Genomic DNA, 25,347 nt, shown 5'->3' with positions numbered 1-25,347 from the left:
GCCGGATGGGACTGGATAGAGGAAGCGGTCCAGGGTCTACCTTCCCGTCATGCGGCATACTCAGACTGAAACGGTATAACTTTGTGCAGTACGCGCCGCCAATTGAGTCGCTCAGATCCAGGACGTTGACGCCGTCCAGCGCCTGTTGACTGGTCATGAATTCCCACCGTCAGCTAAAGTCTGGGGCAGAGGATAACAACGCAGTACGACCGGTGGCTAGGTTGGACAACGACATGCCGGCCGGTTTGACGCTGCTTTCACCACTCCGTTACATTCCTCGAACCGTTGCAGAAACAGGGAGGGACATGCGATGACAACCCAGGCCGAAGAGTTCAGGCGAGTCCACTCGTATCTCCAAACGCAGGGCGAGCGATACACGTTTTCCGAACTTTGGTCGCGACTCATTCGGGCACGGATCACGGTAATGGACGCAGTCGAAGGCGTTACCCAGGAGCAGGCGGAATTCAGATTCGACCCTGATGAGTGGAGCATCTCAGAGGTGCTTCACCACGTGCTGACGAGCTCTGGGAGGGTTGCCGAGACCATCGAAGCTCTATCGCGCGGCGAGTCCATCAACCCAGGGCGAATCGACCCGCCACGGGAGGAGACGTCGGAGACGATCGATGAACTCACGAGGCGGCTGCGCGAGGACTCGATTGCATGGACGGCGCTGACTCAACGGCTCCCTGCTTCGCCGCCAACCGAGCCAACTGCCCCCCATCCGATGTTCGGCGAACTGCACGCCCGTGCTTGGTACCTGTTCCAGAGGGTTCACGACCTCGATCACGCCGGACAGATAGAGAAGAACAAGCAGGCCGAGGACTATCCCAGCAGCGAGAACCAGTCATGAAGATTGCAGTCAACGTCACGACCGACGCTCCAGGCGACTGGGAGAGCGCTGTCTCATTCGCTCTCGAGGCCGAACGACTCGGTGCCGTGTCGATCTGGTCCGGAGAGTCCTGGGGATTTGATGCAATCACTCCCCTGGCCTTCCTGTCGTCGAGCACGACGCAAATTGGATTGGGAACTGGGATAGTCCAACTCGGCAGCCGCTCTCCAGCGAACCTTGCCATGACGGCCATGTCGATGCAGTCTCTGTCTAACGGCAGGTTTTTGTTGGGACTAGGAACCAGTGGCCCGCAGGTTATTGAGGGCTGGCACGGCATCTCCTTCTCACGTCCTGTCCAGCGCACGCGGGAGATCATCGAGATCGTGAGAATGGCGACCTCAGGAGAGAGGGTCGCCTACGACGGCGAGGTGTACCAACTGCCCCTGCCGGACGGCGAGGGCCGGTCCATCCGGTCCAGCTCCGAACCCGTGCATGTGCCTATCTACGTCGCGGCTCTTGGGCCTCGCAACCTGGAAATGACCGGCGAGCTTGCAGACGGCTGGGTCGGCGGCTCATTCATCCCGGAGACTGCTGAGGTCTTCCTGAAACACATCAGGACCGGCGTTGAGCGGTCCGGCAGGAGTCTGGCTGACCTCGATCTCCAGATCCCAGTGTCGGTCGAGTTCACTGACGATGTCGAAGAGGCCGGCAAGAGGCACGCCCGCGGCTACGGCTTTACGTTCGGCGCGATGGGGTCCCTCAGGAACAATTTCTACAAGAACGCCTTTGCGCGACAGGGATTCGAAGAGGACGTCAACGAGGTCCAGAGGCTCTGGATGGCACGCGAGCGTGACGCTGCCCGCGAGCGGGTCCCCGTCGAACTCGCAATGAAGGCCAACATGATCGGCACACCGGAGATGGTTGCGGAACGCCTGAGAGTCTATCACGACGCCGGTATCACTACGTTGCGCCTGGGCCTCGCTGGAGCGAACGCTGAGGAAAAGCTGGACACCCTGGGGCTGACCATGGACCTGGTCAGAGGGATGGAAAGTTCCGACTGAGAGTTTCTGGGTAGACCCAAACAGGTTTCAGAGTGCAGGCTCTTCCTGCTGTGGCTGGACCCTCGCCCGGACACTTCTGACCTCTTCCCTCAGCGCCGAGAGCATGAGGTCTTCTTCGTCCGCAGTGAGTTCCATGTCTCGCATGACGGAAGCGGCCTCGGACATCATCCGTCCTCTCACCGTCGAGTAGTCGCTGTCCGTCATGTTGCCAAGACCGTGGTCAAGTTCTGCGCTCGCAAGGCCTGATACGGCTGCATCCCAGCGCCTCATGAGGTCAGCCTGGGGAGCGCCCTCGTCGTAGTCGAATTCGTCCCTACGAAGACCAACCACGAAGGGCCAGAGGATGAAGAGCGCCGGAACGATAGCCAGCAGGAGACCGATCAGTACGAGCACGCGACTCAGGCCCTCACAGTGCCAGCGCCGGTCCTGGACGGTGCGACAGCCGGAGTCAGCCGACGTCTGGGTGACAGCGCGAACAGCGTCCCCAGCACCAGGATGGGCCCGGACGCCCACATCCACCACACCATCGGATTGATCAGTACTCGAAAGATCGCAGGGCCTTCACGGTCGAACTCCGACGGCACGATGTAAAAGTCCTCGATCGGCGTGCTGTGGATCGCGCCCTGCGTCGATGCGATCCTGAAGGCCGGGTACTCAGCCCGCAGCGCCTCCATGATTCCAAGATAGCTGTCTCCCTTGAACACCTCGAATCGTGCGTAGTCCTCCTGGCGGTCGGCGAATGTCGCGTGCCTCGTGCCGATGAATGTGAAGCTATAGTCCCCCACTGTAGCAGAGTCGCCAGTCGTCATCGCGAAGTCCCGCTGGACGCTGTAGAACGACGAAGCTATCGCCCCCGCAGCCAGCATGATGATCGCGAGGTGCACGATGTACCCGCCGTACCTCGGCCTGTTGGCGGACAGCAACCGCACAAATGCGACCGGGTATTCTTCGCCCCCTCTGTGGCGTGCAAGGGTGCCCCGCAGCCACTCGTAGAGAATGCCCGTCACCACGAGCCCACACGTCATGAAGGCAACCAGCGCCACCGGCCGGGTTATGCCGATAGCCAGAAGAACGGCCCCGGTGATCAGCCCTCCGGCAAGTGGGACTCGCACAAGTCTCAGCGCGTGAGAGACTGTCGCTCTCCGCCATGGAAGGAGCGGCCCCAGACCCATCATGAGCACGATGAGCAAAAGCACCGGCCCATTCACCCGGTTGAAGAATGGCTGGCCCACCGTGACAACGGTGTCGTTAGCCGCTTCAGAGAAAATCGGAAAGATCGTTCCCCAAAGAGTGACGAACGCCACAGTCAGGAAGAGCACGTTTTGCGCCAGGAAAACGCTCTCGCGGGACAGCGCCGACTCAAGTTGGCCACGGCTGCGTAGCGTATCTGACTTCCAGATGAACACCGCCACCGCGCCGACCAGGGTGACGATCATGAACGCCAGGAACACCCAGCCCATCGTCGACTGCGCGAACGAATGCACTGACGGCACGGGACCCCCGCGGTTGATGAACATTCCCATCTGCGCCATCGTGAAGCCTACAATGATGATTATCATGTTCCACATTCGGAACATGCCCCTGCGCTTCTGCACCATGATGGAGTGAACGAACGCTGTCATGGCAAGCCACGGCATCAGCGCGGAGTTTTCGACCGGGTCCCATGCCCAGTACCCTCCCCAGCCGAGGATCGTGTATGCCCACCACGAGCCCAGCATGAGCCCGACCGTTAGTATCACCCAGGAGACCATACCCCACAGTCGCCCCTGGTCCACCCACTCGTCGTTTCCTCCCCTGTTTGCTAATAGCGCCCCAATAGCAATCGAAAACGGAATCGCTACCGATACAAGGCCAGCCATCTGCAACGGAGGGTGTATGAACATCCCAAAGTGGACGAGCAGCGGGTTGATCCCCTGACCATCGAGGGGAACGATTGCCAGTCTCGCAAGGGGGTTGGCCAGGAACACCATGACCCCAAGCAGGAACGCGAGCACCAGCGACATGATGCCAGTGGCATATGGGGACGTGTATGGCAGCGCCTTGCGAATGCCTGCAACGGCAATGACCGCCATGAGCGAGAACACGACCGCGATGTACAGCATCGACCCGGAGTTCCCAGCGTAGAACGCGACCCATGTGTACGCCTGCGGCATCGCCAGGTTGCTGTTTTCAGCAACGTACTTTACCGAGAAGTCGTTGGTCACAAAGGCGTAAACGAGCGCCGCCGTGGCCACGAGAAGCAGAGGCAACACACTGTACAGCGCGTACCTCCCGCTGACGAGCAGCTCGGAAGAGCGCCTCGATACGCCGATGATCGATGCCGCTGCGGCGTACACCGACGCCATTAACGCGAGAACGAGGGCGATCTGGCCGGCTTCTACGATCACTGTTGTGAATTCCTTCCTGGTAGACCATCGGCACGGCGTTCAGATGTCGCCTCGCTTGAGTCCCCTGAATTCAGAGCGTCTTCAATCCTGGAGACGTAGTCTCCTCGGTCCCTGGCGTTGTCCTCTTCCGCTTGGCGTTCAGCCTCGGCGCTCATTCTCATCCACTTCAGTGTCAGCAGCAGTGCGGCGATTGCGAGCGCAAATGCAACCGGAGGGACTACCCAGGCCGCAAGATTGAACCCGGAGGTCGGAGGTTCCATCAGGACACTCGGACCGTATCTCTCCACCAGGAAGTCCTTGATCTGCCTGTCCGTCCAACCCTCACCAAGCTTGTCCCGGACGATCGAGCGCATCTGGATGGACAGCGAATTCTGGCTCTGGTCTATCGACTCGCCGGGACAGACTGGACACATGATGCTCTTGTTCAACGCGGTGGCCCGCTGTTCGATGTCAGGGACTCCTGCCTCGCTGACAGTCAAACACGCAGTAGAGAGTGCGGCAGCAAGTGTTAGGACAGTCAGTAGTCCAATGTTGAGAACGTTTTTCACAGTACCCAATTATAGCTGACCGGCCCCTCAAGAAGAGAACGTAGAGCTGCACCAGCGGCGTACGACCTCACCAAGTTCGGTGCCACTAGCCACTGACCGCGAGCCGCAAGTATAATCGGGCAGGTCTCTAGCACAGTTCCGCATCCAACGGAAAATTCGCCATAACGTTCATATCAGGAGTTAAGAATGGCTGTCCTACTCGTAGCGTCTGATAGTGCTGGCGCCGGGAAGACATCTGTATCTCTGGCGCTTGCGACGCTCGCGAGGCGTTCTGGACGTACGGCAAACGTGTACAAGCCCTTCTCAGTCGCGGAAGGTGACCCTGATTCTGAGGTGATCGCCCAACTTTCGAACCCAGAACTTGAAGGTTGGCCTAGATCAAGCGGGAGCGACGGCCCATCAACCGGCGACCTCTCTGCGCTCGCAACAGACATGTCGAGTGGAGACAATGGGGCGTCGCTGAACATAGTGGAACTGCCAACCGAGTTCGGTGCAGCAGACGTGGCCTCAGTCGCGGAAGCGCTGGATGCCCAAATCCTACTTGTCACTCAGGGTCGACGAGGGTTGAACGCCTCTGATCTTACAGATTGGAAGGACGCCTCCGGTGACCGTTTGGCAGGTGTGCTCGTAAACGGTGTCACCCGCTACATGAGTACTGAGAGTACCGGGAGCATCGCGCCGTCATTCGATGAGGCTGAGATAGACCTAGTCGGGATGCTTCCCGAAGACCGCGCCCTGCTATCGATCACAGTGGAGCAGATAAGGTCGGGCCTGGATGGCCGCTACGTCGTCGAAGAAGGGGACGTGAACCGCCCGGTCGAACACTTCCAGGTTGGCTGCATGAGCCTCGATTCTGGAGAACTCAGATTTGGGCTCTACGCCAACAACGCCGTTGTCGTACGTGGCGACCGCCCTGACATACAGATGTCTGCCCTGAACGCCTCTGTCGCATGCCTTCTGCTCACCAGGGGCATCGACCCGATCGAGTACATCAGCTACGAGGCTCGGGAAGAGGAGACACCGGTAGTAGTTGTCGAGTCTGACACACTGACGACCATGTCCCTGCTCAACGACGTAGTTACGTCTGCGAGAATGGACACGGCCGCCAAGGTTTCGAAGTTTGCTGAACTGCTCGAAGCCCACGCAGACCTCCAGCGAGTCTGGTCAGCCCTCTAGTTGTCCCGGGAACGCTCCCTCGAACAGGTCGCCCTCGGCCGGCCACTCGTCCTTGGGCATCTCGTAGTAGGCCTCGATCTCATTGCCGTCCGGGTCGCAGAAGTAGACGCCTAAAGAAATACCGTGGTCGCCGACGTTCAGCACCTCGACGTTGTTCTCCTTGATGACGGTGTAGAGCTGCTTAAGATCCTCGAACGAGCCCATCTCCCATGCCATGTGGTAGAGACCAACCCTCGTCGACTCCGGTCCCGGGGCATCCTCTCCGACGGGCACCAGTGCCAACTCATGTGACATGCCCTCGTCTGCGCTCATGAACGTCATGACGCCAGGACGCTTGTTCATGACCGTCAGACCGAGCACGTTGGTGTAGAACTCTTCCGACTTCTCCAGATCCCTAACTTTAATGACGAGATGACCGAGCTGCTTTGGAGTTACCATCTGAACCACCTCCGAATCGACTTTGTACCTGGATACGAGTGTAACATAGGGTCGGACATATGAATGGAAACTACAAAATCAGGCTGGCAACTGAGGCAGACGCCGAAGGTATGCTGGCGATATATACATCAATCGTGCTGGAAACGGCCATCTCATTCGAGCTGGATCCCCCTTCAGTGGATGAGTTCCAGTCTCGAATCAGGTCCACACTGACACGGACGCCATGGCTTGTCTGCGAGATCGACGGCGAAGTGGCGGGCTACGCGTACGCCGGATCCCTCAGGACAAGGGCAGCATACCAGTGGTCGGTCGAAGTGACCGTGTACGTGAACGCCAATTACAGGCGACTCGGTGTGGGCTCGGCGGTCTACACGTCGCTCTTCAACTGCCTGCGCTTCCAAGGCTATTGGAACGCATACGCAGCCATCACGCTACCTAACGCGGGCAGCGTCGGTCTGCATGAAGGAATGGGATTCTTCCGGATTGGCACCTACTACAATGTCGGCTACAAGTTCGGGACCTGGCATGACGTTGGATGGTGGCAGTCGGAACTGGGACTGCTCCCGCAAGAGCCAGTTACCCCAGTGTTATTGCCAAACATGCGGGATACTGACGAATTCCAGGAGAGAATCTCGACAGGCTTAGCGAGTCTCAGGCTGTGACTCCAACGAGTTTCTCAATGCCTGACTCTCAGGACACGGAGCAAAGAAATGACTAAAGTCGCAGTTCTGGATGACTACCAAAGCGTCGCACTTCAGATGGCCGACTGGGACTCTCTCCCAAACGACGTCTCGGTCGATGTGTTCCAGGACCATCTGACGGAAGAGGGCGATCTCGTGGCTCGTCTAGCTCCGTACGAAGTCGTGGTCGCCATGCGCGAGCGTACGCCGTTTCAGAGGTCACTACTGGAGCGTCTTCCTAACCTGCGGCTATTGGTGACTACAGGCATGCGAAACGCATCCATCGACATCGCAGCGGCTGCGGACAACGGCATCACCGTCTGCGGAACCGATGGAGTGCCCTACCCAACTGCAGAGTTGACATGGGCCCTGATCCTGGCGTTGGTGCGAAAGATTCCCACCGAAGACAAGGCGACCCGAGAGGGCCGATGGCAGGTGACCGTAGGCGAAGGCCTGCATGGCAAGACGCTTGGCGTAATCGGACTCGGCAGGCTGGGCTCGCAGGTCGCCTCAGTCGGAGTGGCGTTCGGAATGAACGTCATCGCATGGAGTCAGAACCTGACGGCTGAACGGACAGAGGAATTCGGCGCAGCCCTTGTGACGAAGCAGGAGCTGCTGGAGTCATCAGACATCGTGACCATTCACGTAGTACTGAGTGGACGCACCCGTGGCCTGCTTGGGGCAGAAGAGCTCACAGCGATGAAGTCTTCAGCATACCTGGTCAACACGTCGCGAGGTCCAATAGTAGACGAGTCAGCCCTTATCGACGCCCTGCAAAGTGGAACAATTGCAGGAGCAGGGCTCGACGTGTTCGACATCGAGCCGCTGCCCTTAGACCATCCGCTCCGGTCCATTCCAAACACCGTCCTCACGCCACACATGGGCTACGTAACCGACCAGACTTACTGCGTCTTCTACGGAGACGCTGTCGAGAACATCAAGGCTTTCCTCAGCGGAAACCCGATGCGGGTGATATCCCCAATCTGAGATCGCGCACTAGGCCCACTCCATTGGGTGCAGATCTAGAGATTCACACTTTAGGCTACAGAACCACAAACTCCGGTAACACGCCAGCAGGTCAGACTAGATGCACCGCGACACTCTTAGGCAGATTGAACCTGGCGATCTCAAGTGGGGTACACCCTCAATAAGGCCGCCGGACGTGTTTGTATCCATTTCGCGCACGACTGCACAGGAAAACGTCCCTCAACCGGTCCGACGCTGGCCCGGAACTCTGATTGCTTACGACTGGATCGTCGAGGGTCGCCGTGAGTCCCTAAGCCCAGAAAAACCATTCGATGCCTCTGCACATGACTCGCCCGTCATTCAGGGTGTGGATTTGGTCACTTTCGAGATTCATAGCGTGCCGGTTCCCACATCCATCACCATAATGCGCGTGTTCGACCTGGAGACAGAGAACCCGTCCGATTATGACCCTATCCTGGAATGGTTGGCCCTGGGGAGAAGTGAGCCGGAGGGCATCGATGTCGTATCTGAGGAATCAGCAGATACACGCCTGTGGAGGCTGGATGTCCCTGTGGTTCCAACACAGGAGGCATCCTACTTAGTGCTTCAGGCGGCGTGGTCCCCCGTTGCAAGCCTCGACGCATCGTCCCAGAGCGCGTCGTGGCTCTTCAGGGTCGCCGGAGACCCTCAAGGTAATACTCGACAGGAGCGAATAAAGACCCGGGACCTTCAGCGGACAGAGTCCGGGACCAAGAAGCCTGCTATGGGCGATGGGGGACCAATTGCGTGGCGACAAGGATCCGACCTCTCCAGGAACAGCGAGAGACTCGAAGCAATCATGCTGTCACCAGTCGGAAAGGCGTTCGCAACTGTCGGGGCAAAGTCGGAGATGAGTCCGGAGAGCTTGGCCTTACCGCAAACGACGGTCTGGCTCTGCTCGGCCGCTTCCGACGAAGTAGATGTGTGGCATTCTGATAGGAATGACAGACTCTCCTACTTGGAAAGAGAATCGCCCAACCACTTCGAGCTCTTGCGCAGAGTCATGAGAGAGGACGGTGCGTCCTGGTGGTTCGAGCCTATAAAGAGGGAAAGCCAGATCTGGATATCACATGATGGCAGTCCACCTGACGAGAAGACTCTGGTCGTGCCCTCAGAGCCCTCCGACGGATGGGAACGTTACGCTCAAAAGACCAAGGGAGGACTGTACACATCGACTCTGGTCGGTAACACATCCCCAATGTCGGCGGCAATATGTGACGGGGTCGGCGATTTTCGACCGGCCTTTGGCCGCCCTCCATATGCTGTCTGGAGAATGCTCATCGACGATGCCGCTCGCATCCTTGAGATTTACAGTGCCCATGACTGGCACAGTCTCTGTGTTGAGTATCCAGCGCAGCACGACGAACGGCGCCCCGGCCAAGTTCCGGACTTCTCAGGAGACCCTAAACAACTCGAGCCGGACTGGTCAAAGGTCGCAGAAGACTGGGACGCGGTCCATCTCTCCTTTGGCGGCTATCTGACCGCAACCCAGGTACGTGTCGAGTCCGAAGCAGGATGGACATACCATTAGGCCTGGGACTGCGAGTGTACTCTCTGGCTCCGATGGATGTTCACTGGTTTCGAGCGTGTAAATGATCACGATGACGACAGGGCGCATCTGGACTTCGGCAGCCGCCTTTACTTCGAGATGATGGACGAGTCGCGGCACTAGCAGCAAGACCGACCACAGAATGAAGATGGCCTTCTGCTGGAGCCGAGTCACCTCGCTTGCCCTCTTCGAACCTACTGCCCTCCGAAGGTCACGTGTGACCTCAGATAGTCCATGTCCATCTCGATGCCAAGGCCAGGGGTGTCAGGCACGTACAGGTCTCCGTTGCGAATGTCCAGACCGGGCTCGATGAACGCACCGTATGCGCCAAGGTCGTACCTCATCGTCTCGAGCTTGTAAAAGTTGGGCGTGGTCATCATCACATGGGCGCCGGCCAGGACGTTGATGGGGCCGCTCGCGTCGTGTGGCGACACCGGCACGTAGTACGCTTCCGCCATAGTCGAGATCTTCTTTAGCTCAGTGATACCGCCGGTCCAGGTTACGTCAGGCATGACGAAGTCTGCGAGGCTGTTCTCAAAGATCGGGACGAACTCCCATCGTGTGTGCAGCCGCTCGCCAACTGAGATCTTCACCGAAGTCTCCCGCCTGACCTGCTCAAGTGCTCGCCAACTCTCAACCCGTACGGGCTCTTCGAACCAGTGGATGTCGTGCTTGCCTAGCCGGTTTGCCAGCTCGATAGCCGTGGGCACGTTGTACATCCCATGAGCGTCGATCAGGATCTCTATGTCGGGCCCGATCGCCTCACGCACGGCGCCGACGATCTCATCCGCTGTTGCGATGCCCTCCCGGCTGAGCTGCCCGTCGAGAAAGCCGTCGTTGCCGCCAGGAATGAATCTCATCATAGGGTCGAACTTGAAAGCCTCGTAACCAGCGTCGATTATCTGCTGTGCGTCTGCGATGGCATCAGGTGCGTTTCGAGGCTCAGGTGGGTGCGTGTAGAGGGCAATCCTGTCCCGTACTGGTCCTCCGAGCAATTCGTAGATGGGAAGGCCCAGCTCTTTGCCCCGGATGTCCCATAGCGCAATGTCGATTCCGCTGATGAGTGCGGTCGTAGCACCCCTTGAACCGACATAAGTGAAGGAATGAAAGATCTTCGACCACAGACGCTCGAAGTGGTTGGTGCTCTCACCTTCGAGGAACTCGCTAACCTGCCCCACCATCGCGGCCACGGCCCGGTTTGCTACCGGTCCAGGATACGTGGTGATCTCTCCCCATCCCGTGATTCCCTCGTCCGTATCGACCTGCACGAGCACCAGATTCCGGTCGTTGACGACCTTCTCCTGCTCGACTCCGATCCGCATCTCCCAGGGGAAGCTGACGATCCAGGGGGTCACTTTTGTTATCTTCATATGACGTATCTCCAAGTGTCGTATTTTGGGGTTGAATTGTACCGGATTAATGATGAAACCGAAGTTCTGAATTACCTTTGCGTATACGGAAACTTTCTGATAGATTACGCGGCAGGCCAGCAAACATGGCTCATAGTGTGCGCAACATGCGCGAGACGTCTCTGTAAGGAGGGGATTGTTGTGGCTAAAGCAGTAAGTCATATCGTAGAGCGTCCAGGCAGAAAAGTGGGGCACGCTACATACACCATCCCCGTACCGGAAGACTTGGTGACTACGCCGGGGATTCCTACCAGGGACAAGGACGTAACTTTCTTTAGCAGAGAGTACCCCCTGGAGAACATGGCCATCGAAGAGAGCGCATCCGTCGACTGGGCCAGGGTGCAGCGCGAAGAGTACACGCCTGAGTCTGTAGAGTTCTTCGAAGAGCACCAGAAGGAAATGGACCCGATTGTCGAATGGGTCAGGACCAGCGGCGAGCTGGAACCAACCGCGACGCCAACCGGCGAGGACGTCACACAGCTCATTCGCCAGAAGGCCTACGAGCTAGGCTACGGCGAGGTGGGGTTCACCAAGAACGACGGTCACTACGTCTACGCCAGCCGAAAGCCTCAGCTGAGGCGCGATCTGCCCAATGCGATCTGCCTCGCACTTGAGCAGGACTACCGCAAGACCCAGACCATACCGAGCATGGAGGCCGAGGATACTCACTTCGGCACCTATTTCAACCAGGGCCCCCTAACCATGGAGTTGACCGCGTACATCAGGTCGCTCGGTTACAACATCCAGGTGTCAGGACCGACGTGGCACTACGGCCCAATGATCCCGATGTTCGTGGCTGCTGGCCTTGGCCAGCTTGGCGCAAACGGCCAGCTCCTGTCGCCGCACTTCGGCTCCAGGGCCCGACTGCAGATCATCTACACCGACGCGAATGTTACCCATGACCAGCCCGTAGACTACGGAATCCACCAGTTCTGCCAGGAGTGCAAGGTCTGTGTGGACCGCTGCCCAGGCCGCGCGCTGATGCCCGACAAGGTCTGGTACCGGGGCGTAGAGAAGAACAAGCTCGTCTTCAAGCGATGCAGGCCAGTTATGGCCAGGTACGAGGGTTGCGGCATCTGCATGAAGGTCTGCCCGATCCAGAAGTACGGCATGAAGCCTGTGATGGAGCACTATCTCGCCACCGACGGCGAGATACTCGGCAAGCGGACCGAGAACCTCGAGGGCTACGAGCTGTCTGACAAGGGCTACTTCGGTCCCGGTCAGCTGCCAAGCTTCAAGAGGGACTTCTTCGACATGCCTCAGGGGCGCGCAGAAGACTGGGTATTCGTCGAGTTCCGCAACAAGCTCATGGACATCCACGGTGGCGGCAACGGAAATGGCAACGGTCACACTGAAGACGACGAGATGTGGGACGACTTCCGGAACCACCTGGAAGAGACGATTGAGACCAGGCGAGAAGCCGCTGACATGGGCATGGACCGCGGAATTTAGTTTCAAGATCACGTCCATCTAGTAATCGGCATCAGGGCATTTTGGCAGGTAGGGTCAGTACGATCCGAACGTGCCGGAATGCCCTGAGTCTTTTCTCTAAAGCAGATTGAATTCGGACGGAGCGATTGTCCTTCGAGGTCAACTATGTATGACGTAATCATCTCAGGTGGGAACGTAGTAGATGGAAGCGGCAGACGAAGCTTCAGAGCCGACGTTGGAATCGGGGGCGACAGGATTACCGCCGTTGGCGATCTGGCAGCATCAAAAGCCCGGCGCGTCGTCAACGCAACCGGCCTCACGGTAGCACCTGGATTCATTGATACGCATGCCCACTCAGACGGCGTGCTGCTAATAGATCCTCAGCACGCAAATGGGCTGCGCCAGGGTATCACCACAGAGATCCTCGGCCAGGACGGCCTGAGCTACGCCCCGATGTCCGCCGACAACTACCGCACGTACCGGCGATACCTGTCCGGCATCCTGGGTGAGCCGCCCGAAGACCTGGACATGTCGAGCGTGGCTGCGTTCCGATCACACTACGATGAAAAGGTCTCGATCAACACTGCCTACAACATCGCACACGGAGCGATTCGCTTGGAAGCTGTCGGGTTCGAGGACGTCCCTCTCAGAGGAGAGGCGCTTGCCATGGCGCTCGATCTCGTTCGACAGGGAATGGAAGAAGGGGCTGTCGGCTTCGCAACAGGAATGTCCTACCACCCCAATGCATGGAGCGACACGGACGAACTTGTCGCCATCTGTGAAGTGGTCGCCGAGTATGGCGGTGTTTACACCACACACTTGCGAGACGTGAATACCGACCGCGGCTACGGCGGCGGTGGCGTGCCTGAGGCCCTGGAGATAGGACGCAGGTCGGGAGTGAAAGTCCACTTCTCACACTACAGGACACAAGCTTCCAACGCTGGTCAGGTCGCTGAGCAGATGGAGCTGATCGATAAGGCTAAGGCCGAGGGCATCGACTGCACTCTCGAACTGTACCCCTACCCCACTGGAAGCTCGTTCCCACTGAGCTTCCTTCCAACCGACGTCCATGAGGGAGGACCGGACGCCATCATGGCCCGCCTGCGAGACGGCCGTCGCAGAAGTCGACTCGTAAGGGAACTCGAAGACAATCCCCGCAGGACACTCGAGGACGCGGTATTCACATACATGAAGGTGAACAAGGACCTCGAAGGCATGAGCCTCCCGGACGTTGCAGCGCTTCGTGGCAACGACAGCCTTGGCGACACCCTGATCGACCTGCTTGAAGAAGAAGATGGCCAGATCTGCTACCGTGGAGCGCCGCCGGACAGCGTCCGCGTATGGGACCAGATCAGCAGGGACGCGATGGAGTTCCTTTCGCGGCCTGACTACATGGTCGGCAGCGACGCAATTCCCATCGGGTCGATGCCACATCCCCGTGCCTACGGCTGCTTCCCGAGATTCCTGGGAAGGCTTCGCAAGAAGCACCCGGTCATAAGCCTGGAACAGACCGTCCAGCGGATGACTGACAACGCCGCACAGCGGTTCGGCCTGACTGACCGTGGGCGCATAGAGCGTGGCAGGTATGCCGACATCGTGGTATTCGACGCCGAGCACGTGATCGACAACGCCACCTACGACGATCCAGTCCAGTTCCCCACAGGTATTCCGTTCGTGCTGGTCAACGGCCAGGTAGCTGTCGACAGCGAACGATGCACCGGAGTGCTAGCAGGTAGAGCAGTCCCGTAGGGTTACCCGGGGACTGCTGCTCTTACATGCCGGATGTCATCGAGGCTGCAATCGCGGCCGTCGTCATGTTCATGGGCTCGACCGTGCTGTCTACTGTCGGGTTCGGAATCGGGATGACGACCATCCCTGTCCTGCTCTTCGTGTTCGACCCCCAGACGGTCGTCGTGGTGGTCAACACTGTCTCGCTGATTCTCTTTGTCCTCATTGTCATCCAGAACCGGACTGAGCTTCACTTCAGGCGCGTCTTGCCGATGGCGCTCGCGGGCCTGGCTGCGGTACCGGTGGGTGTTTTTGTACTGAAAGAGACTGACTCTCACGCCCTCAAGATTGCGATCTCCGCAGTCACGATCTTGCTCACGGTCATGGTCGCATCGCGGACGCAGGCTCCGATACCACGAGGGCTGTTCGCAGGCCTTATCGTTGCCTTCCTTGTCTCGGCCACGCTGAACGCACTGGGGATAGGCGGGCCGGTGATGGCACTGTACATTTTCGCGCAGAACTGGAGCAGGAACGCCGTCCGTGGGGCGCTGTCCCTGTATTTCCTGTTCGTGGAGACAGCAGGTGTGATCGGTTACAGCGTTGCCGGACTTATGACGACCGAGCGCATCTCGCTGATACTCATCGTTATCATTCCGGTAGGTATTGGCTTCTACCTGGCAACCCACCTTGTCAGGCGGATGAACGAAACGGTCTTTCGCCGGGCAACTGTGGCGGCGATTGTCATCATGTGCGGAATGACCCTGGCGCGAGAAGTCATCTCGCTGGTATAGGATGGACAGGTCGCACTCACACTACGGAGAAGAACAGATGAAAATAACTAAAGTGGAATCAATTGGCGTCAGCAGGTACCTGTACGCCAGAATCCACACCGACGAAGGCATCACCGGGCTCGGCGAGTCCGGCGCATGGGGCTACCTGGAGGCGTCCAAGGCGGCAATTGATCTGTTAGGCAGGTACCTCGTCGGTAAGGACCCACTGAGAATCGAGCACCACTGGCAGTACATGTACCGCTTCTCTCATTTTCGCGGTGCCGCTATCATGGGCGCCATTAGTGCCCTCGACATCGCCATGTGGGACATCGCTGGCAAGCACTTCGGCGTTCCCACCTACCAGCTTCTCGGCGGCAAGGTCCGCGACAAGGCCCGCGTGTACTACCACGTATTCGGCGACACTAGAGAGACGCTCGTAAAGGGGGTCAAAGACGCCAAGGAGATGGGATTCACGGCGGTTGGACACCTGACTCCGTTCCTCGATGAAGATCGCGAAGTACCCTACTTCAAGACCCACGCCAACAAGATCAAGGAGGCAATTAACGCCGTCGGCATGTACAGGGACGCCGTCGGTGACGATGTCGACCTCTGCATCGAGATCCACAGGCGTCTCAGTCCCGCCGAGGCGATCGCACTGGCAAGGGGCATCGAGCAGTTCTATCCCTTCTTCTATGAGGACCCGATCCTGCCCGACAACTTCGATGCCATGGAGTTGGTCGCACAGCACATCAACATCCCCATCGCCACAGGGGAGCGTCTCCACACGATCCACGAGTTCGAGATGCTGCTCAAGCGCGGCGCGGTACAGTACGTCCGTCCCGACGTCTGTATGGTCGGCGGCATAACGCATGCGAAGAAGATCGCGGCCCTGGCCGAGGCCCACTACGTCGGTGTGGTACCCCACAATCCGCTTAGCCCGGTCAGCACCGCAGTGTGCCTTCAGATCGCAGCTTGCATTCCCAACTTCGCCTTACAAGAGTACCCGACCGGTGAGCATGAGCCTCCCAAGTCCGAGATCGTGAAGTCCGCGGTCACTCAGGAGAACGGCTACCTGATCATCCCAGACGCTCCTGGAATAGGCATCGAACTAGCCGAGGACGCCGCCGAAAAGCACCCGTTCACTCCACGCGTCGTCTCCACGCGTCTCCACGAAGACGGCTCGGTGATCGACCAATAGCATGGAAATCCAAGTCAGAACGATCACAGACGACGAGTTCGACGAGTGGTCTCGAGCCGAAGCCCGCGGGTTCAGCACCCACGCTAGCGACAAGTACGTAGACGTCGCCCGGACGTTTGCGGAACTGGATCGTACTTTCGGCGCGTTCGACGGCTCAGAGATTGTCGGAACGACCACCACTCGCACTTCGGAGCTAACCGTTCCGGGTGGGACCGTGCCGCTGGGATATGTTGACGATGTCTCGGTCTTCCCCACTCACCGGCGCCGTGGAATCCTCACACAGATGATGCGGGCCCAACTGGACCAGATGCACGAGAGAGGAGAGCCTTTCTCTGCACTAACGGCCTCTGAGAGCCTCATCTACGGTCGTTTCGGTTTTGGAGTCGCGACATGGACCGAACAGTGGAACATAGATCGACGCCATACTGCCATGCAGTCGCCCCCATGTGCCGGAGGCAGGACTGCTTTCATCGACCCTGAATTCGCTCGCTCCGAATGGCCTCGGCTTCACCAGCGGATCAGGCCAGACAGGCTTGGCATGGTCAGGTATAGCGACGCCTACTGGGGGGCCGCGCTGTTCGACTCAGAAGGCCAACGACGAGGAGCAAGCAAATTCTTTCACGTCGCATATCTCCGGGATGGTGGAGTGTCCGGCCTCTGCTCCTACCGCATCAGGGACAGCCAGGTGCTGGTTGTCTTCATACTCGGTGAAGACCCTGAGGTGGAGGCAGAACTGTGGCAGTACTGCTGCGGCATCGACCTGATGAGCGAGATTCACGGTTTCAACCGACCCGTTGACGACGCACTCCCGTGGCGCCTGAATGACGCACGCAGGCTAAGCCGCACAACAACCGACCACCTGTGGCTGAGGCTGATAGACGTCAAGGCCGCCCTGACAGCGCGACAGTACGACTGCGCAGGGGTGCTTACCCTTCGGGTTTGCGACGACATCTGTCCTTGGAACGACGGAGTGTACACTCTGGAAGCAGGTCGAGGTGGCGCGGTTTGCACCTCCTCGGACAGGATTCCTGACCTGCACCTCTCAGTTGCGGACCTCGCGGCTGTCTACCTGGGTGGGACTTCCTTTTCATCCCTTGCAGCGGCAGGTCGCGTTCGGTCGTCGAGCAGAGACGCTCTTAAATTGGCCGACCGCATGTTCCGCACCGATCGCGCCCCGTGGTTCGTAGAGCTTTGATTGCCTACCAGCCCCAAGAATCGCTGTGCTAGAATTGTCCGTCGCGGTTCCCATTTCTAAACAATCCCCTCGTGGTTGAGTGGGACCGCCCAAAACCGACTCTACCAGCAGGAGCTCCCAAATGGATGTAGCAACCGTCAAGCTCGACCCCAGGACCGTCACCGGCAAGAAGGTGCGTCAGCTCAGGCGACAGGGAGTTATCCCAGTACATCTGTATGGAGCGGACATTGAACCGTCGAACCTTCAGATCGAAGGCCGCGCGCTCAACAGGCTCCTGCCGCAGGTCGGTACCAACATCCCCATCTCGGTCGAGGTAGAAGACCAGAAGATGGAAAACATCTGCTTCGTCCGCGAGGTGCAGCGCCATCCGGTTACCGAAGAAGTGCTACACGTTGACTTCCTTCGTGTCGACGTTACGAGGACTGTCAGCGCCGAAGTACCGCTCACGCTCTCTGGGATATCTCCTGCAGTGTCACAGATGGCTGGAACCCTGCTGCAGAACATACAGACGCTTTCCATCGAAGCGCTGCCAATGAACATGCCGGCAGAGATTCCTGTCGACATCTCTGTGCTCGTCGACTTCGATACGACACTCCTGGTGGGTGACATCGAAGTGCCAGGAAACGTCACAGTTCTAAACGATCCGGAAGACACGCTCGTACGTGTTGCCCCGCCGAGACTCGAGGTCGAGACCTTCGATGACGAGGAGCTTGAAGAGGGCGAGGGCGAAGAGGGCGCTGAGGGAGCAGACGAGGACGCCTCGGAAGACGAGAGCTAAGCCTGCCCTTCCCGCACCCACCTTACCAGCGCTGACTAGCCGACTCTGTAGGGAGCCAACGCCTCTTCATTCAGGTTGATGCCGAAGCCAGGGCGATCCGGCGGGCTGACATACCCGTCTTCAACTTCGAGAGTCTCTTCGAACATCTGCCCCCACATCGGGTCAGTCGAGTTGCTGTAGTACTCGACAGTCAACCCGTTAGGAATGGCAGAAACCAGGTGGACGTGAACGTCCTGGTTTCCATGCGGCGCGATGTGCAAGTCGTGCGCCTGCGCGAGTGCGGCTACCTTCATGAACTCCGTAACTCCGCCCATGATCAGGCCATCAGGTTGGAGAATGTCGCAGCAGCGCCCCTCGATGAGTTCCCTGAAACCGTAGCGAGTGTACTCGTTCTCGCCAGTGGCAACTGGAATCGTCGTTGACTGGCTAACGAGCCGGTGGCCTTCGTAGTCGTCCGGGTTGACGGGCTCCTCGAACCAGAACACGTCATACGGCTCCATCTTACGAGCGATCTCCTGGGCCTGATAGTGCCTGTAGGCGCAGTTGGCGTCGACCATCACCCTGACGTCCGGCCCGACCGCCTCGCGCACGACTCTGACGCGCTCAACGTCTTCGTTGATCGGGGCACCACCTATCTTCATCTTCACGGCCCTGGCGCCCATCTCAATTGCTATCGCCATCTCCTCGGCTAACTCTCCAAGGCCCTTTCCTTCCTCGTAATAGCCTCCGGCGATGTACACGGGCACCTTGTTTGTGTAGCCGCCAAGCAGCTTGTATACCGGCAGTCCGGTGGCTTTGCCCTTCAGGTCCCACAGGGCGATATCGATACCACTGATAACCCTGGTTGTGATACCTCGCCTCCCGACGAGCTTAGGCTGCCAGAGGTCATCCCAAATTTTTTCCGTGTCGAATGGGTCCTGTCCCACCACTACCTGGGCAAAGTGGTCGAGAATCGCCTTTCCGATCTCCTCGGCACCCTGGACTCCGCCGGCCAGACCGACCCCGGTCACGCCCTCGTCCGTCTCGACCTTCACAACGTTAAGTCCAGCCGTCGGATAAACATACATCCCGTTCCGGATCGGCGTTGCGCGCTTCCAACGATAGGTTTCCATGTTGAGGGCCGTGATCTTCATTGTGAGTCCTGCTCCAGTTTCACTTCGTGCATGGCCTGCTTCCACCCTGTTCACATGCGGAGTTACCGATTTCCTGGATCAGGGCGTTCGGGGCGGAGTATAGCATAGCGACTCCGAACCCCAATGCACGCCAAACACGTTTGACACGGTCGAACTGCCTACCTATGATTGCGCCATTCTGCCGAGCCATCTGTTCGGCTGCATGGGGGTCGACCTATGATCGGCTATCGCTACTCCCGGTGGGACGGTTCTCAGCATCCCTTTGACTTCGACGAAGACGACATCCTCGAAGCCCTCTCCGAAGACATCATGAACCACGGTGACGTCAACCGTGCGATGCGCAACCTGCTGCGTAGCGGCATGTCAGGCGATCAGGGCCAGCGCATTACAGGACTGCGCGAAATGAGGGAGAGGCTACGGCAGATGCAGCAGCAGAAGCTGCAACAGTACAACCTCGAGTCCGCAATGGACGACGTCAAGGAGCGGCTACAAGACGTTCTCGACACTGAACGGAGCGGCATTGATCGCAGGCTTGAACAAGCTCGGGAGGACCTCGAAAACGCCGGCGAAAACAGGGACGCCCTCGAGCCCGCAATGGACCTGTTGGAGTCACGAGCCCAGCAGAACCTGGAGAAGCTGGACCTTCTGCCGGACAGCCCAGCCGGCCAGATGCGTGAGCTTTCCGAGTACGACTTCATGGACCCTGAGGCCCGGCAGAAGTTTGAAGAGCTGATGGACATGCTTCGTCAACAGATGATGCAGAACTTCTTCCAGGGCATGAAGGACGCTATCGAGGGCATGTCGCCAGAAGACATGCAGCGAATGCAAGAAATGATCCAGGCTCTGAACCAGATGCTGAACGACAGGGCCGTGGGTGAAGATCCCGATTTCGAAGGTTTTATGGAGCAATACGGTCAATTTTTCGATCCAGATAGGCCTGCAAGCCTCGACGAACTCATCGAACGCTTACAGCAGCAGATGGCCTCGATGCAGTCGCTTATGGACTCGATGCCCCAACAGATGCGGGACGAGTTGACGGACATGCTCCAGACCTCCATGGACCCATCGATGATGGGAGACCTCTCCGAACTGTCATCGCTCATGTACGAAATGTTCCCATTCGACGACATGGCGAACGAGTACCCGTTCATGGGAGACGAGTCAGTCACGCTCGACCAGGCCATGAGGCTGATGGAACAGCTCCAGGATATGGACAGACTGGACGAGCAGTTCGAGTCGATGACCCGACAGGGCGATGTCGATGACATCGATCTGGAAAAGGTTGAGGAGCATCTGGGCGAAGAAGCCAGGAGGGAGATGGAGCAGCTTCAACAGCTGGTAAAGCAGTTGGAAGAAGCGGGTTATTTGCGTCGTGACGGTGACCGTCTTGAAATCACCGCTCGCGGTATGCGCAAATTGGCCCAGAACGCCCTCAGAGAAGTGTTCTCGGAGATGAACAAGGATAGGATGGGCCGGCACGAGGTATTCACCAGGGGCGACGGCGGCGAGTTTACTGGCGAAACACGCCAGTACCAGTTTGGAGACCCGTTTGACATCGACCTGCACAGGACGCTGTTCAATTCAGTGCTTCGCGGCGGGCCAACTGTGCCCGTACAGGTCTCCGTAGATGACATGGAGCTTCGCCACACCGAGCATCTGACACAGACTGCCACAGTGTTGCTGCTGGACCAGAGCAAGTCGATGGGCATGTTTGGATATTGGGGTTCTGCCAAGAAGGTCGCGATGGCGCTCTACTGGCTCATCCACTCCCAGTTCCCAAGGGACTACTTCTACCTGGTAGGGTTCTCAGACTACGCCATGGAGTTCAAGGAAGAAGACCTGCCCGAGGTCACCTGGAACTACTGGAATTCGGGCACGAACATGCAGCATGGACTAATGCTGGCACGCAAGCTCCTGTCGCGCCAAAAGGTGGCCAACAAGCATGTCATCATGGTGACGGATGGCGAGCCAACAACGCACCTGGAAGAGGGACACGCCTACTTCAGCTACCCCCCGAGCCATCGCACAATGGAGGAGACGCTGAAGGAAGTAAAGCGCTGCACGCAGGACGGCATCACGATCAACACCTTCATGCTGGAAGCCAACTACTACCTGATGGACTTCATCGACCGACTGACGAAAGTGAACAACGGCAGGGCGTTCTACAGCACTCCAAACCAACTGGGCGAGTACGTGATGGTCGACTACCTGAGGTCCAGGAAGCGCCGGATATCCTGACCAGTTCCTGCCAGGGAACTAACCGAACGGCCACCACCATCTACGTCCGCCACTGCTGGATTCGCTAGCGGCCTGCTGCACCTGTTGCTGCGTGGGAATGCTGATCGGCTGCCTGCTGAAGAGGCCCATCTGCCCAAGCGCGCGGTGGAACTGCTCCAACTGGAGGGGCTTTCTGGCATACCTGCTGGGCGGAATCGAGTACGACTCAAGAAGGCTGGACTCGGCTTCTGTGCCGGTGAGCAGCATCACGGGAATCGAGACCAGATCCTCATCCTGGTTTATCTCAGCCAGGACCTCTGTGCCGTCCTTCTTGGGCAGCCTGAGGTCTAGAAGGATGAGATCGGGCCTCGCCGCGTTGGAGTGCTCTCCCTCTTTCTTCAGAATGGAAAGAGCTATCTCGCCATCCTCAGCGTGGGTTATATTGGCCCGCTGGTTTGAACGCTCTATGGTGTCCTGAGCGAGCCTAAAGTCAGCGGGGTTATCCTCTACCAGGAGTATCTCGATGGGGCGATCACCAATATCTGAAGCCATTGGCACAACCTCCTGGGCGCAGAGCCCTAATTCGTTACCGGAATGTTGAACCGGAAAGTTGAGCCACTACCGACCTCCGATTCAACCCAGATCCTACCCCCGTGGCGTTGGGCTATCTTACTACACAGTGCGAGACCTATACCAGTACCGGTATATGCGGTGCGGGAATGAAGTCGCGCGAACATACCAAATATCCGTTCCTGGTAGTCTGGCGCGATTCCAATACCATTGTCCTTGACCGAAAACACCCATTCGTTTCCCTGAAGCTCAGCCCATATCTGAATCTTGGGCGCCGCATCTCCAGTGAATTTGAGAGCATTCCCAATCAGGTTCTGGAACAGCCTCGCGAGCTGCGCTTCGTCACCGTTTACGATTGGCAGCGGCGAGCACTCAACTTTGGCCTTCTGACTCTTGATCGCTTCGTTCAAGCCTCCCAGCACCGAGTCCATTATACGCGTGCAGTTCACTGGTTCCAGTTCACGGCCCTGAGTCCCGACACGAGAATACTCCAGGAGATCGGTGATCAAACGCTGCATCCTTTCGGCGCCGTCAATCGCGAAGTCCATGAATTCGTGTGCTGTATCGTCGAGATTTTCCCCGTAGCGCTCCTTCACTAGCCCTAGATACGCCGTGATCGTTCTCAGCGGCTCCTGAAGGTCGTGGGACGCGGCATAGGCAAACTGCTCGAGGTCCGAGTTAGATCTGGCGAGATCATCCTGTGCTCTGACAATGTCCGTGTAGAGAAGAGAGTTGGCAATAGCCGGAGTGATCTGGGACGCCACTCGAGAAAGCATCTCCGCGTCCTTCTCATAATACGCGTTGTCCAATAGCGAGCGAGCGTTCAAGATTCCAAACAGCTCACCCCTGTAGATGAGCGGGGCAAGGACCACGGATGGATACCTGAGCAGGTTCGGGAAACGCCTTTCCATCTCCGCCGGATCACCTTGAACTACCATTGCGCTTCGCGACCGTACAGCCTCGTTCGTAACCGTTCCCTCAAGCGATATAACTTCACCCGGGTTTCGTCCCGCAATCATATCACCGAGTACGTACGCGTTCGTAAAGGTATTGTCATCCAGATTGACCAGGCTAATTGAGAGCCTGTCAAATGGGATGAGGGTGCGGAGCTGTTCCCCAAAGCCAGCGTAGACATCATTGATGTCGAGGCTGGAGCTAATTATCCTACCCACTTCCCCCAGAATCTCGTTCTCCGTTGCCAGTCTTCGCGCCTCCTCCCCTGCCGCGATCATGGCTGCGTGCGCAGCCTTCATTCGCGTAACGTCGGTGGAGTAGATTCGAATGACGAGGTCTTCGGGTATGTACAGGAACTTCTGCTCAAACGTCGAACCCTGCACGTTTAATTCGCGGGTCTGAACACCGGAACCTTCATTCAGAAGGCGGGCCCGTATCGGGCCCATCTGGCTGGCCAGAGGATGGGTGCTCTTGGGGGCATCTGAACCCAAAAGCTCTTCGGCTGCTGGGTTCATGTAGGTGACGTTGCCGTCAAGATCAGTCTCAACTACCGGATTGGGATTGTGAAGAGGGAAAGAAGACATCCTCTCCGACAATGATTCGGCGGAGGCCCTGACTTGCTCCTCTGATCTCCGACCCGCGCCCGCGAGACGGCGTACGATACCGGCCAGATGATTCTCTCGATTGTTCATCCGTGCTCCTGAGTGTGACCCTCGCAACCAGACAGACGACGCCTCGACTTCATCTACGTTCCAAACTTCGCTCCCGGTTTCAGGCCAACCTCTTCAGTCCACTCCGGCGACATGACCTTTCGGCCTCCTTCCGGCTGGACTCTGCCAACTATGATTGCGCCTCCATTGGCGGCGACAGTGAAGCCCTCGTCTGAGACCTCTGTAACCTCACCGGCCTGGCTGCCAGTGTCGCCCAATATCTTGCTGGCTCTGAAGAATCCTACGGACGTTCCATCTAGAGTCGTATTAGCGCCTGGACTTGGGTCGCCTCCCCTGACCAGGTTGTACACCTCGTCAACGGACTGGTTCTCCCAGTCGATCACGACGTCCTCGGCTCTGCACCACCCTTCATAGGTGGCAGCGTCATGGTCCTGGTCTACCCGGGGGGCATTGCCTTCACGGACCATCTGGACCGACTCCACCATGGCGTCCACGCCCATCTGGTACAGCTTGCCAAAGTAGAGTGAACCAAGTGTGTCGTCGGGTGTAATCTCTACTTCCTTCTGCAGAAGAACGGGCCCAGTGTCCAGGCCCTTGTCCGGCCAGAAGATCGAAAGACCTGTAACTGTCTCGCCTTCGATGATCGGCCAGTTCATGGAGCTGGGTCCACGGTGCTTGGGAAGAAGCGATGGATGGTACTGGATGGTCCCGTGCGTCGGAGCTTCCAGAATCTCGTCGGGAACTATGTCAGTCACGAACGCCATCACACACAGGTCTGCATTCAACTCAAGAAACGCGTCGATAGCTACCTTCCGACGCATCCTCCGAAACTGAAAGACCGGTATTTCACGCTCCACAGCTTCCTGCTTGATTTGGTCGAATGGGCGACCCTCCCTGTCGGGAGGGCAAAACACTCCGACTATGTTCTCGCCATTTTCAGCCAAAGCCGCTAGAACGTCTTTGCCAAATGCGGCCTGACCTATCACGGCGATTCGCATATCGTCAGCCATTTTTGAAATCGTCCAGCCTTTCCAGGTTACTCCCGATGCTTTTCCAGAATTTATCACTATCAGTGAGTCGGCGGCAATCCTGCGCGCCTTATCTGGCCATAGAATACACCTGCCCATGGTATTCTGCGCCGTTACCGCGGTCCGTGTCGGTAATGTCGATTGACTGAGGTTCGGCGGCATCGCTACAATTTTGATGAAGGCGCAAGTCGTACTCCAATTTTCATGTCTCGCGAAGGAGGGACGCTGTCATATGAACTCAAGCTTCATAAGAAAGATTGAGAAAGCGAAGGACTACGCACTCCAGAAAGAGCGAGTCAATTTCCAGAGCTGTACAATCCGGTTCCAGGGAGAGAACAGCGACCACACGATCACTTATGAGACTGGCAGTTGGGGATGCGATTGCGACTTCCATATCGGTCGCGAAACCTGCACTCACATCATGGCCATGCAGATGATGCTCGAAGACATGATTACCGAGGTCCCCGCAGCGACCTGATCACACTCCAACGACAACGAAAAGGGCCACGCTTACTTGCGTGGCCCTTTTCGTTTGTCTACGTTACCGACTCGCCCGTGCTACCGACACGGCTAGCACCTTCACCGAAGTGGG

General features: G+C 57.9%; 23 protein-coding genes. 14 read left to right on the top strand and 9 right to left on the bottom strand.

Going from position 1 to position 25,347, the window contains the following annotated elements; genetic code table 11:
• Positions 1 to 310 precede the first annotated feature (310 nt).
• Together J4G14_04520 and J4G14_04515 are read left to right on the top strand one after the other, a co-directional pair.
• Positions 311 to 850 carry a DinB family protein gene (locus J4G14_04520; protein MCE2457058.1) on the top strand — a complete coding sequence of 180 codons (540 nt, stop codon included), beginning with the start codon at positions 311 to 313 and terminating at the stop codon, positions 848 to 850.
• A complete protein-coding gene (locus J4G14_04515; GenBank protein MCE2457057.1) occupies positions 847 to 1,890 on the top strand; it encodes an LLM class flavin-dependent oxidoreductase in 1,044 nt (347 codons plus the stop codon). Before J4G14_04520 ends, J4G14_04515 begins: the two co-directional genes overlap by 4 nt.
• A gap of 27 nt (positions 1,891 to 1,917) precedes the next feature.
• On the opposite strand, the gene J4G14_04510 is transcribed toward J4G14_04515, so the two are convergent.
• From J4G14_04510 to J4G14_04500, 3 genes are read right to left on the bottom strand one after another with little or no spacing between them, the layout of a single operon-like run.
• On the bottom strand, positions 1,918 to 2,283 hold the full coding sequence (locus J4G14_04510) for a hypothetical protein (protein ID MCE2457056.1): 366 nt from the start codon (positions 2,281 to 2,283) through the stop codon (positions 1,918 to 1,920).
• 5 nt (positions 2,284 to 2,288) lie between these two features.
• Positions 2,289 to 4,277 carry a heme lyase CcmF/NrfE family subunit gene (locus J4G14_04505; protein MCE2457055.1) on the bottom strand — a complete coding sequence of 663 codons (1,989 nt, stop codon included), beginning with the start codon at positions 4,275 to 4,277 and terminating at the stop codon, positions 2,289 to 2,291.
• Positions 4,274 to 4,834: a cytochrome c-type biogenesis protein CcmH gene (locus tag J4G14_04500; protein ID MCE2457054.1), complete on the bottom strand. Its 561-nt coding sequence runs from the start codon at positions 4,832 to 4,834 to the stop codon at positions 4,274 to 4,276. Before J4G14_04500 ends, J4G14_04505 begins: the two co-directional genes overlap by 4 nt.
• A 177-nt stretch (positions 4,835 to 5,011) precedes the next feature.
• Here J4G14_04500 and J4G14_04495 point away from each other — a divergent pair, with 177 nt between their 5' ends.
• Entirely contained in the window at positions 5,012 to 6,001 is a 990-nt protein-coding gene (locus J4G14_04495) for a phosphotransacetylase family protein (protein ID MCE2457053.1), read from the top strand.
• Here J4G14_04495 and J4G14_04490 read toward each other — a convergent pair.
• Entirely contained in the window at positions 5,990 to 6,439 is a 450-nt protein-coding gene (locus tag J4G14_04490) for a VOC family protein (GenBank protein MCE2457052.1), read from the bottom strand. The two genes, J4G14_04495 and J4G14_04490, sit on opposite strands and share 12 nt — an antisense overlap.
• Positions 6,440 to 6,498: 59 nt before the next feature.
• Here J4G14_04490 and J4G14_04485 point away from each other — a divergent pair, with 59 nt between their 5' ends.
• The 3 genes from J4G14_04485 to J4G14_04475 all read left to right on the top strand — a co-directional run bounded on the left by J4G14_04485 (position 6,499) and on the right by J4G14_04475 (position 9,655).
• Positions 6,499 to 7,101: an N-acetyltransferase gene (locus J4G14_04485; GenBank protein ID MCE2457051.1), complete on the top strand. Its 603-nt coding sequence runs from the start codon at positions 6,499 to 6,501 to the stop codon at positions 7,099 to 7,101.
• Positions 7,102 to 7,149: 48 nt separating this feature from the next.
• Entirely contained in the window at positions 7,150 to 8,106 is a 957-nt protein-coding gene (locus J4G14_04480; GenBank protein MCE2457050.1) for a D-2-hydroxyacid dehydrogenase family protein, read from the top strand.
• A 100-nt stretch (positions 8,107 to 8,206) separates the two neighbouring features.
• Positions 8,207 to 9,655: a hypothetical protein gene (locus tag J4G14_04475; GenBank protein MCE2457049.1), complete on the top strand. Its 1,449-nt coding sequence runs from the start codon at positions 8,207 to 8,209 to the stop codon at positions 9,653 to 9,655.
• 212 nt (positions 9,656 to 9,867) lie between these two features.
• Here J4G14_04475 and J4G14_04470 read toward each other — a convergent pair whose 3' ends face one another.
• Entirely contained in the window at positions 9,868 to 11,043 is a 1,176-nt protein-coding gene (locus tag J4G14_04470) for a mandelate racemase/muconate lactonizing enzyme family protein (GenBank protein MCE2457048.1), read from the bottom strand.
• A gap of 180 nt (positions 11,044 to 11,223) precedes the next feature.
• Between J4G14_04470 and J4G14_04465 the strand changes: the two genes are divergently transcribed.
• The 6 genes from J4G14_04465 (at position 11,224) to J4G14_04440 (ending at position 18,182) form a co-directional block, all read left to right on the top strand.
• Positions 11,224 to 12,534 (top strand): hypothetical protein, encoded by a 1,311-nt coding sequence (locus tag J4G14_04465; GenBank protein ID MCE2457047.1) that lies wholly within the window; start codon positions 11,224 to 11,226, stop codon positions 12,532 to 12,534.
• A gap of 144 nt (positions 12,535 to 12,678) precedes the next feature.
• Positions 12,679 to 14,262: a D-aminoacylase gene (locus J4G14_04460; GenBank protein ID MCE2457046.1), complete on the top strand. Its 1,584-nt coding sequence runs from the start codon at positions 12,679 to 12,681 to the stop codon at positions 14,260 to 14,262.
• Between the two features lie 26 nt (positions 14,263 to 14,288).
• Positions 14,289 to 15,032 (top strand): sulfite exporter TauE/SafE family protein, encoded by a 744-nt coding sequence (locus tag J4G14_04455; GenBank protein MCE2457045.1) that lies wholly within the window; start codon positions 14,289 to 14,291, stop codon positions 15,030 to 15,032.
• 37 nt (positions 15,033 to 15,069) lie between these two features.
• Positions 15,070 to 16,209, top strand: a complete 1,140-nt coding sequence (gene dgoD / locus J4G14_04450) for a galactonate dehydratase (GenBank protein ID MCE2457044.1) — start codon at positions 15,070 to 15,072, stop codon at positions 16,207 to 16,209.
• A 1-nt stretch (position 16,210) separates the two neighbouring features.
• Positions 16,211 to 17,404 carry a GNAT family N-acetyltransferase gene (locus J4G14_04445; GenBank protein MCE2457043.1) on the top strand — a complete coding sequence of 398 codons (1,194 nt, stop codon included), beginning with the start codon at positions 16,211 to 16,213 and terminating at the stop codon, positions 17,402 to 17,404.
• Positions 17,405 to 17,525: 121 nt separating this feature from the next.
• Positions 17,526 to 18,182 carry a 50S ribosomal protein L25 gene (locus tag J4G14_04440; protein ID MCE2457042.1) on the top strand — a complete coding sequence of 219 codons (657 nt, stop codon included), beginning with the start codon at positions 17,526 to 17,528 and terminating at the stop codon, positions 18,180 to 18,182.
• Positions 18,183 to 18,217: 35 nt separating this feature from the next.
• Here J4G14_04440 and J4G14_04435 read toward each other — a convergent pair whose 3' ends face one another.
• Positions 18,218 to 19,315 (bottom strand): mandelate racemase/muconate lactonizing enzyme family protein, encoded by a 1,098-nt coding sequence (locus tag J4G14_04435; protein ID MCE2457041.1) that lies wholly within the window; start codon positions 19,313 to 19,315, stop codon positions 18,218 to 18,220.
• Between the two features lie 216 nt (positions 19,316 to 19,531).
• Between J4G14_04435 and J4G14_04430 the strand changes: the two genes are divergently transcribed.
• Entirely contained in the window at positions 19,532 to 21,553 is a 2,022-nt protein-coding gene (locus tag J4G14_04430; GenBank protein MCE2457040.1) for a VWA domain-containing protein, read from the top strand.
• 18 nt (positions 21,554 to 21,571) lie between these two features.
• Here the strand turns inward: J4G14_04430 and J4G14_04425 are convergent, their stop codons facing one another.
• The 3 genes from J4G14_04425 to J4G14_04415 form a co-directional block, all read right to left on the bottom strand.
• Positions 21,572 to 22,084, bottom strand: coding sequence for a response regulator (locus tag J4G14_04425; protein MCE2457039.1), 513 nt, complete (start codon positions 22,082 to 22,084; stop codon positions 21,572 to 21,574).
• A 26-nt stretch (positions 22,085 to 22,110) separates the two neighbouring features.
• Positions 22,111 to 23,640 carry a GAF domain-containing protein gene (locus J4G14_04420; protein ID MCE2457038.1) on the bottom strand — a complete coding sequence of 510 codons (1,530 nt, stop codon included), beginning with the start codon at positions 23,638 to 23,640 and terminating at the stop codon, positions 22,111 to 22,113.
• Between the two features lie 161 nt (positions 23,641 to 23,801).
• Positions 23,802 to 24,725, bottom strand: a complete 924-nt coding sequence (locus tag J4G14_04415; GenBank protein ID MCE2457037.1) for a methionyl-tRNA formyltransferase — start codon at positions 24,723 to 24,725, stop codon at positions 23,802 to 23,804.
• Between the two features lie 262 nt (positions 24,726 to 24,987).
• Between J4G14_04415 and J4G14_04410 the strand changes: the two genes are divergently transcribed.
• The gene (locus J4G14_04410; GenBank protein ID MCE2457036.1) at positions 24,988 to 25,233 is read left to right on the top strand and encodes a hypothetical protein; all 246 of its coding nucleotides are present in this window, start codon (positions 24,988 to 24,990) and stop codon (positions 25,231 to 25,233) included.
• Positions 25,234 to 25,347: the final 114 nt, after the last annotated feature.

It is taken from the genome of Dehalococcoidia bacterium, from assembly GCA_021295915.1.
GTDB lineage: Bacteria > Chloroflexota > Dehalococcoidia > Lucifugimonadales > UBA1123 > VXRN01.
This window is presented reverse-complemented; position numbering and strand designations above follow the sequence as displayed.

What these genes read in the sequence shown, in the direction of transcription:
- J4G14_04495 (MCE2457053.1), top strand. Translation starts at nt 5,012, where the DNA reads ATGGCTGTCCTACTCGTAGCGTCTGATAGTGCTGGCGCCGGGAAGACA.
- J4G14_04470 (MCE2457048.1), bottom strand. Translation starts at nt 11,043, where the DNA reads ATGAAGATAACAAAAGTGACCCCCTGGATCGTCAGCTTCCCCTGGGAG.
- J4G14_04440 (MCE2457042.1), top strand. Translation starts at nt 17,526, where the DNA reads ATGGATGTAGCAACCGTCAAGCTCGACCCCAGGACCGTCACCGGCAAG.
- J4G14_04460 (MCE2457046.1), top strand. Translation starts at nt 12,679, where the DNA reads ATGTATGACGTAATCATCTCAGGTGGGAACGTAGTAGATGGAAGCGGC.
- J4G14_04455 (MCE2457045.1), top strand. Translation starts at nt 14,289, where the DNA reads ATGCCGGATGTCATCGAGGCTGCAATCGCGGCCGTCGTCATGTTCATG.
- J4G14_04520 (MCE2457058.1), top strand. Translation starts at nt 311, where the DNA reads ATGACAACCCAGGCCGAAGAGTTCAGGCGAGTCCACTCGTATCTCCAA.
- J4G14_04430 (MCE2457040.1), top strand. Translation starts at nt 19,532, where the DNA reads ATGATCGGCTATCGCTACTCCCGGTGGGACGGTTCTCAGCATCCCTTT.
- J4G14_04515 (MCE2457057.1), top strand. Translation starts at nt 847, where the DNA reads ATGAAGATTGCAGTCAACGTCACGACCGACGCTCCAGGCGACTGGGAG.
- J4G14_04415 (MCE2457037.1), bottom strand. Translation starts at nt 24,725, where the DNA reads ATGCGAATCGCCGTGATAGGTCAGGCCGCATTTGGCAAAGACGTTCTA.
- J4G14_04475 (MCE2457049.1), top strand. Translation starts at nt 8,207, where the DNA reads ATGCACCGCGACACTCTTAGGCAGATTGAACCTGGCGATCTCAAGTGG.
- J4G14_04420 (MCE2457038.1), bottom strand. Translation starts at nt 23,640, where the DNA reads ATGTCTTCTTTCCCTCTTCACAATCCCAATCCGGTAGTTGAGACTGAT.
- J4G14_04435 (MCE2457041.1), bottom strand. Translation starts at nt 19,315, where the DNA reads ATGAAGATCACGGCCCTCAACATGGAAACCTATCGTTGGAAGCGCGCA.
- J4G14_04490 (MCE2457052.1), bottom strand. Translation starts at nt 6,439, where the DNA reads ATGGTAACTCCAAAGCAGCTCGGTCATCTCGTCATTAAAGTTAGGGAT.
- J4G14_04485 (MCE2457051.1), top strand. Translation starts at nt 6,499, where the DNA reads ATGAATGGAAACTACAAAATCAGGCTGGCAACTGAGGCAGACGCCGAA.
- J4G14_04425 (MCE2457039.1), bottom strand. Translation starts at nt 22,084, where the DNA reads ATGGCTTCAGATATTGGTGATCGCCCCATCGAGATACTCCTGGTAGAG.
- J4G14_04410 (MCE2457036.1), top strand. Translation starts at nt 24,988, where the DNA reads ATGAACTCAAGCTTCATAAGAAAGATTGAGAAAGCGAAGGACTACGCA.
- J4G14_04480 (MCE2457050.1), top strand. Translation starts at nt 7,150, where the DNA reads ATGACTAAAGTCGCAGTTCTGGATGACTACCAAAGCGTCGCACTTCAG.
- J4G14_04445 (MCE2457043.1), top strand. Translation starts at nt 16,211, where the DNA reads ATGGAAATCCAAGTCAGAACGATCACAGACGACGAGTTCGACGAGTGG.
- dgoD (MCE2457044.1), top strand. Translation starts at nt 15,070, where the DNA reads ATGAAAATAACTAAAGTGGAATCAATTGGCGTCAGCAGGTACCTGTAC.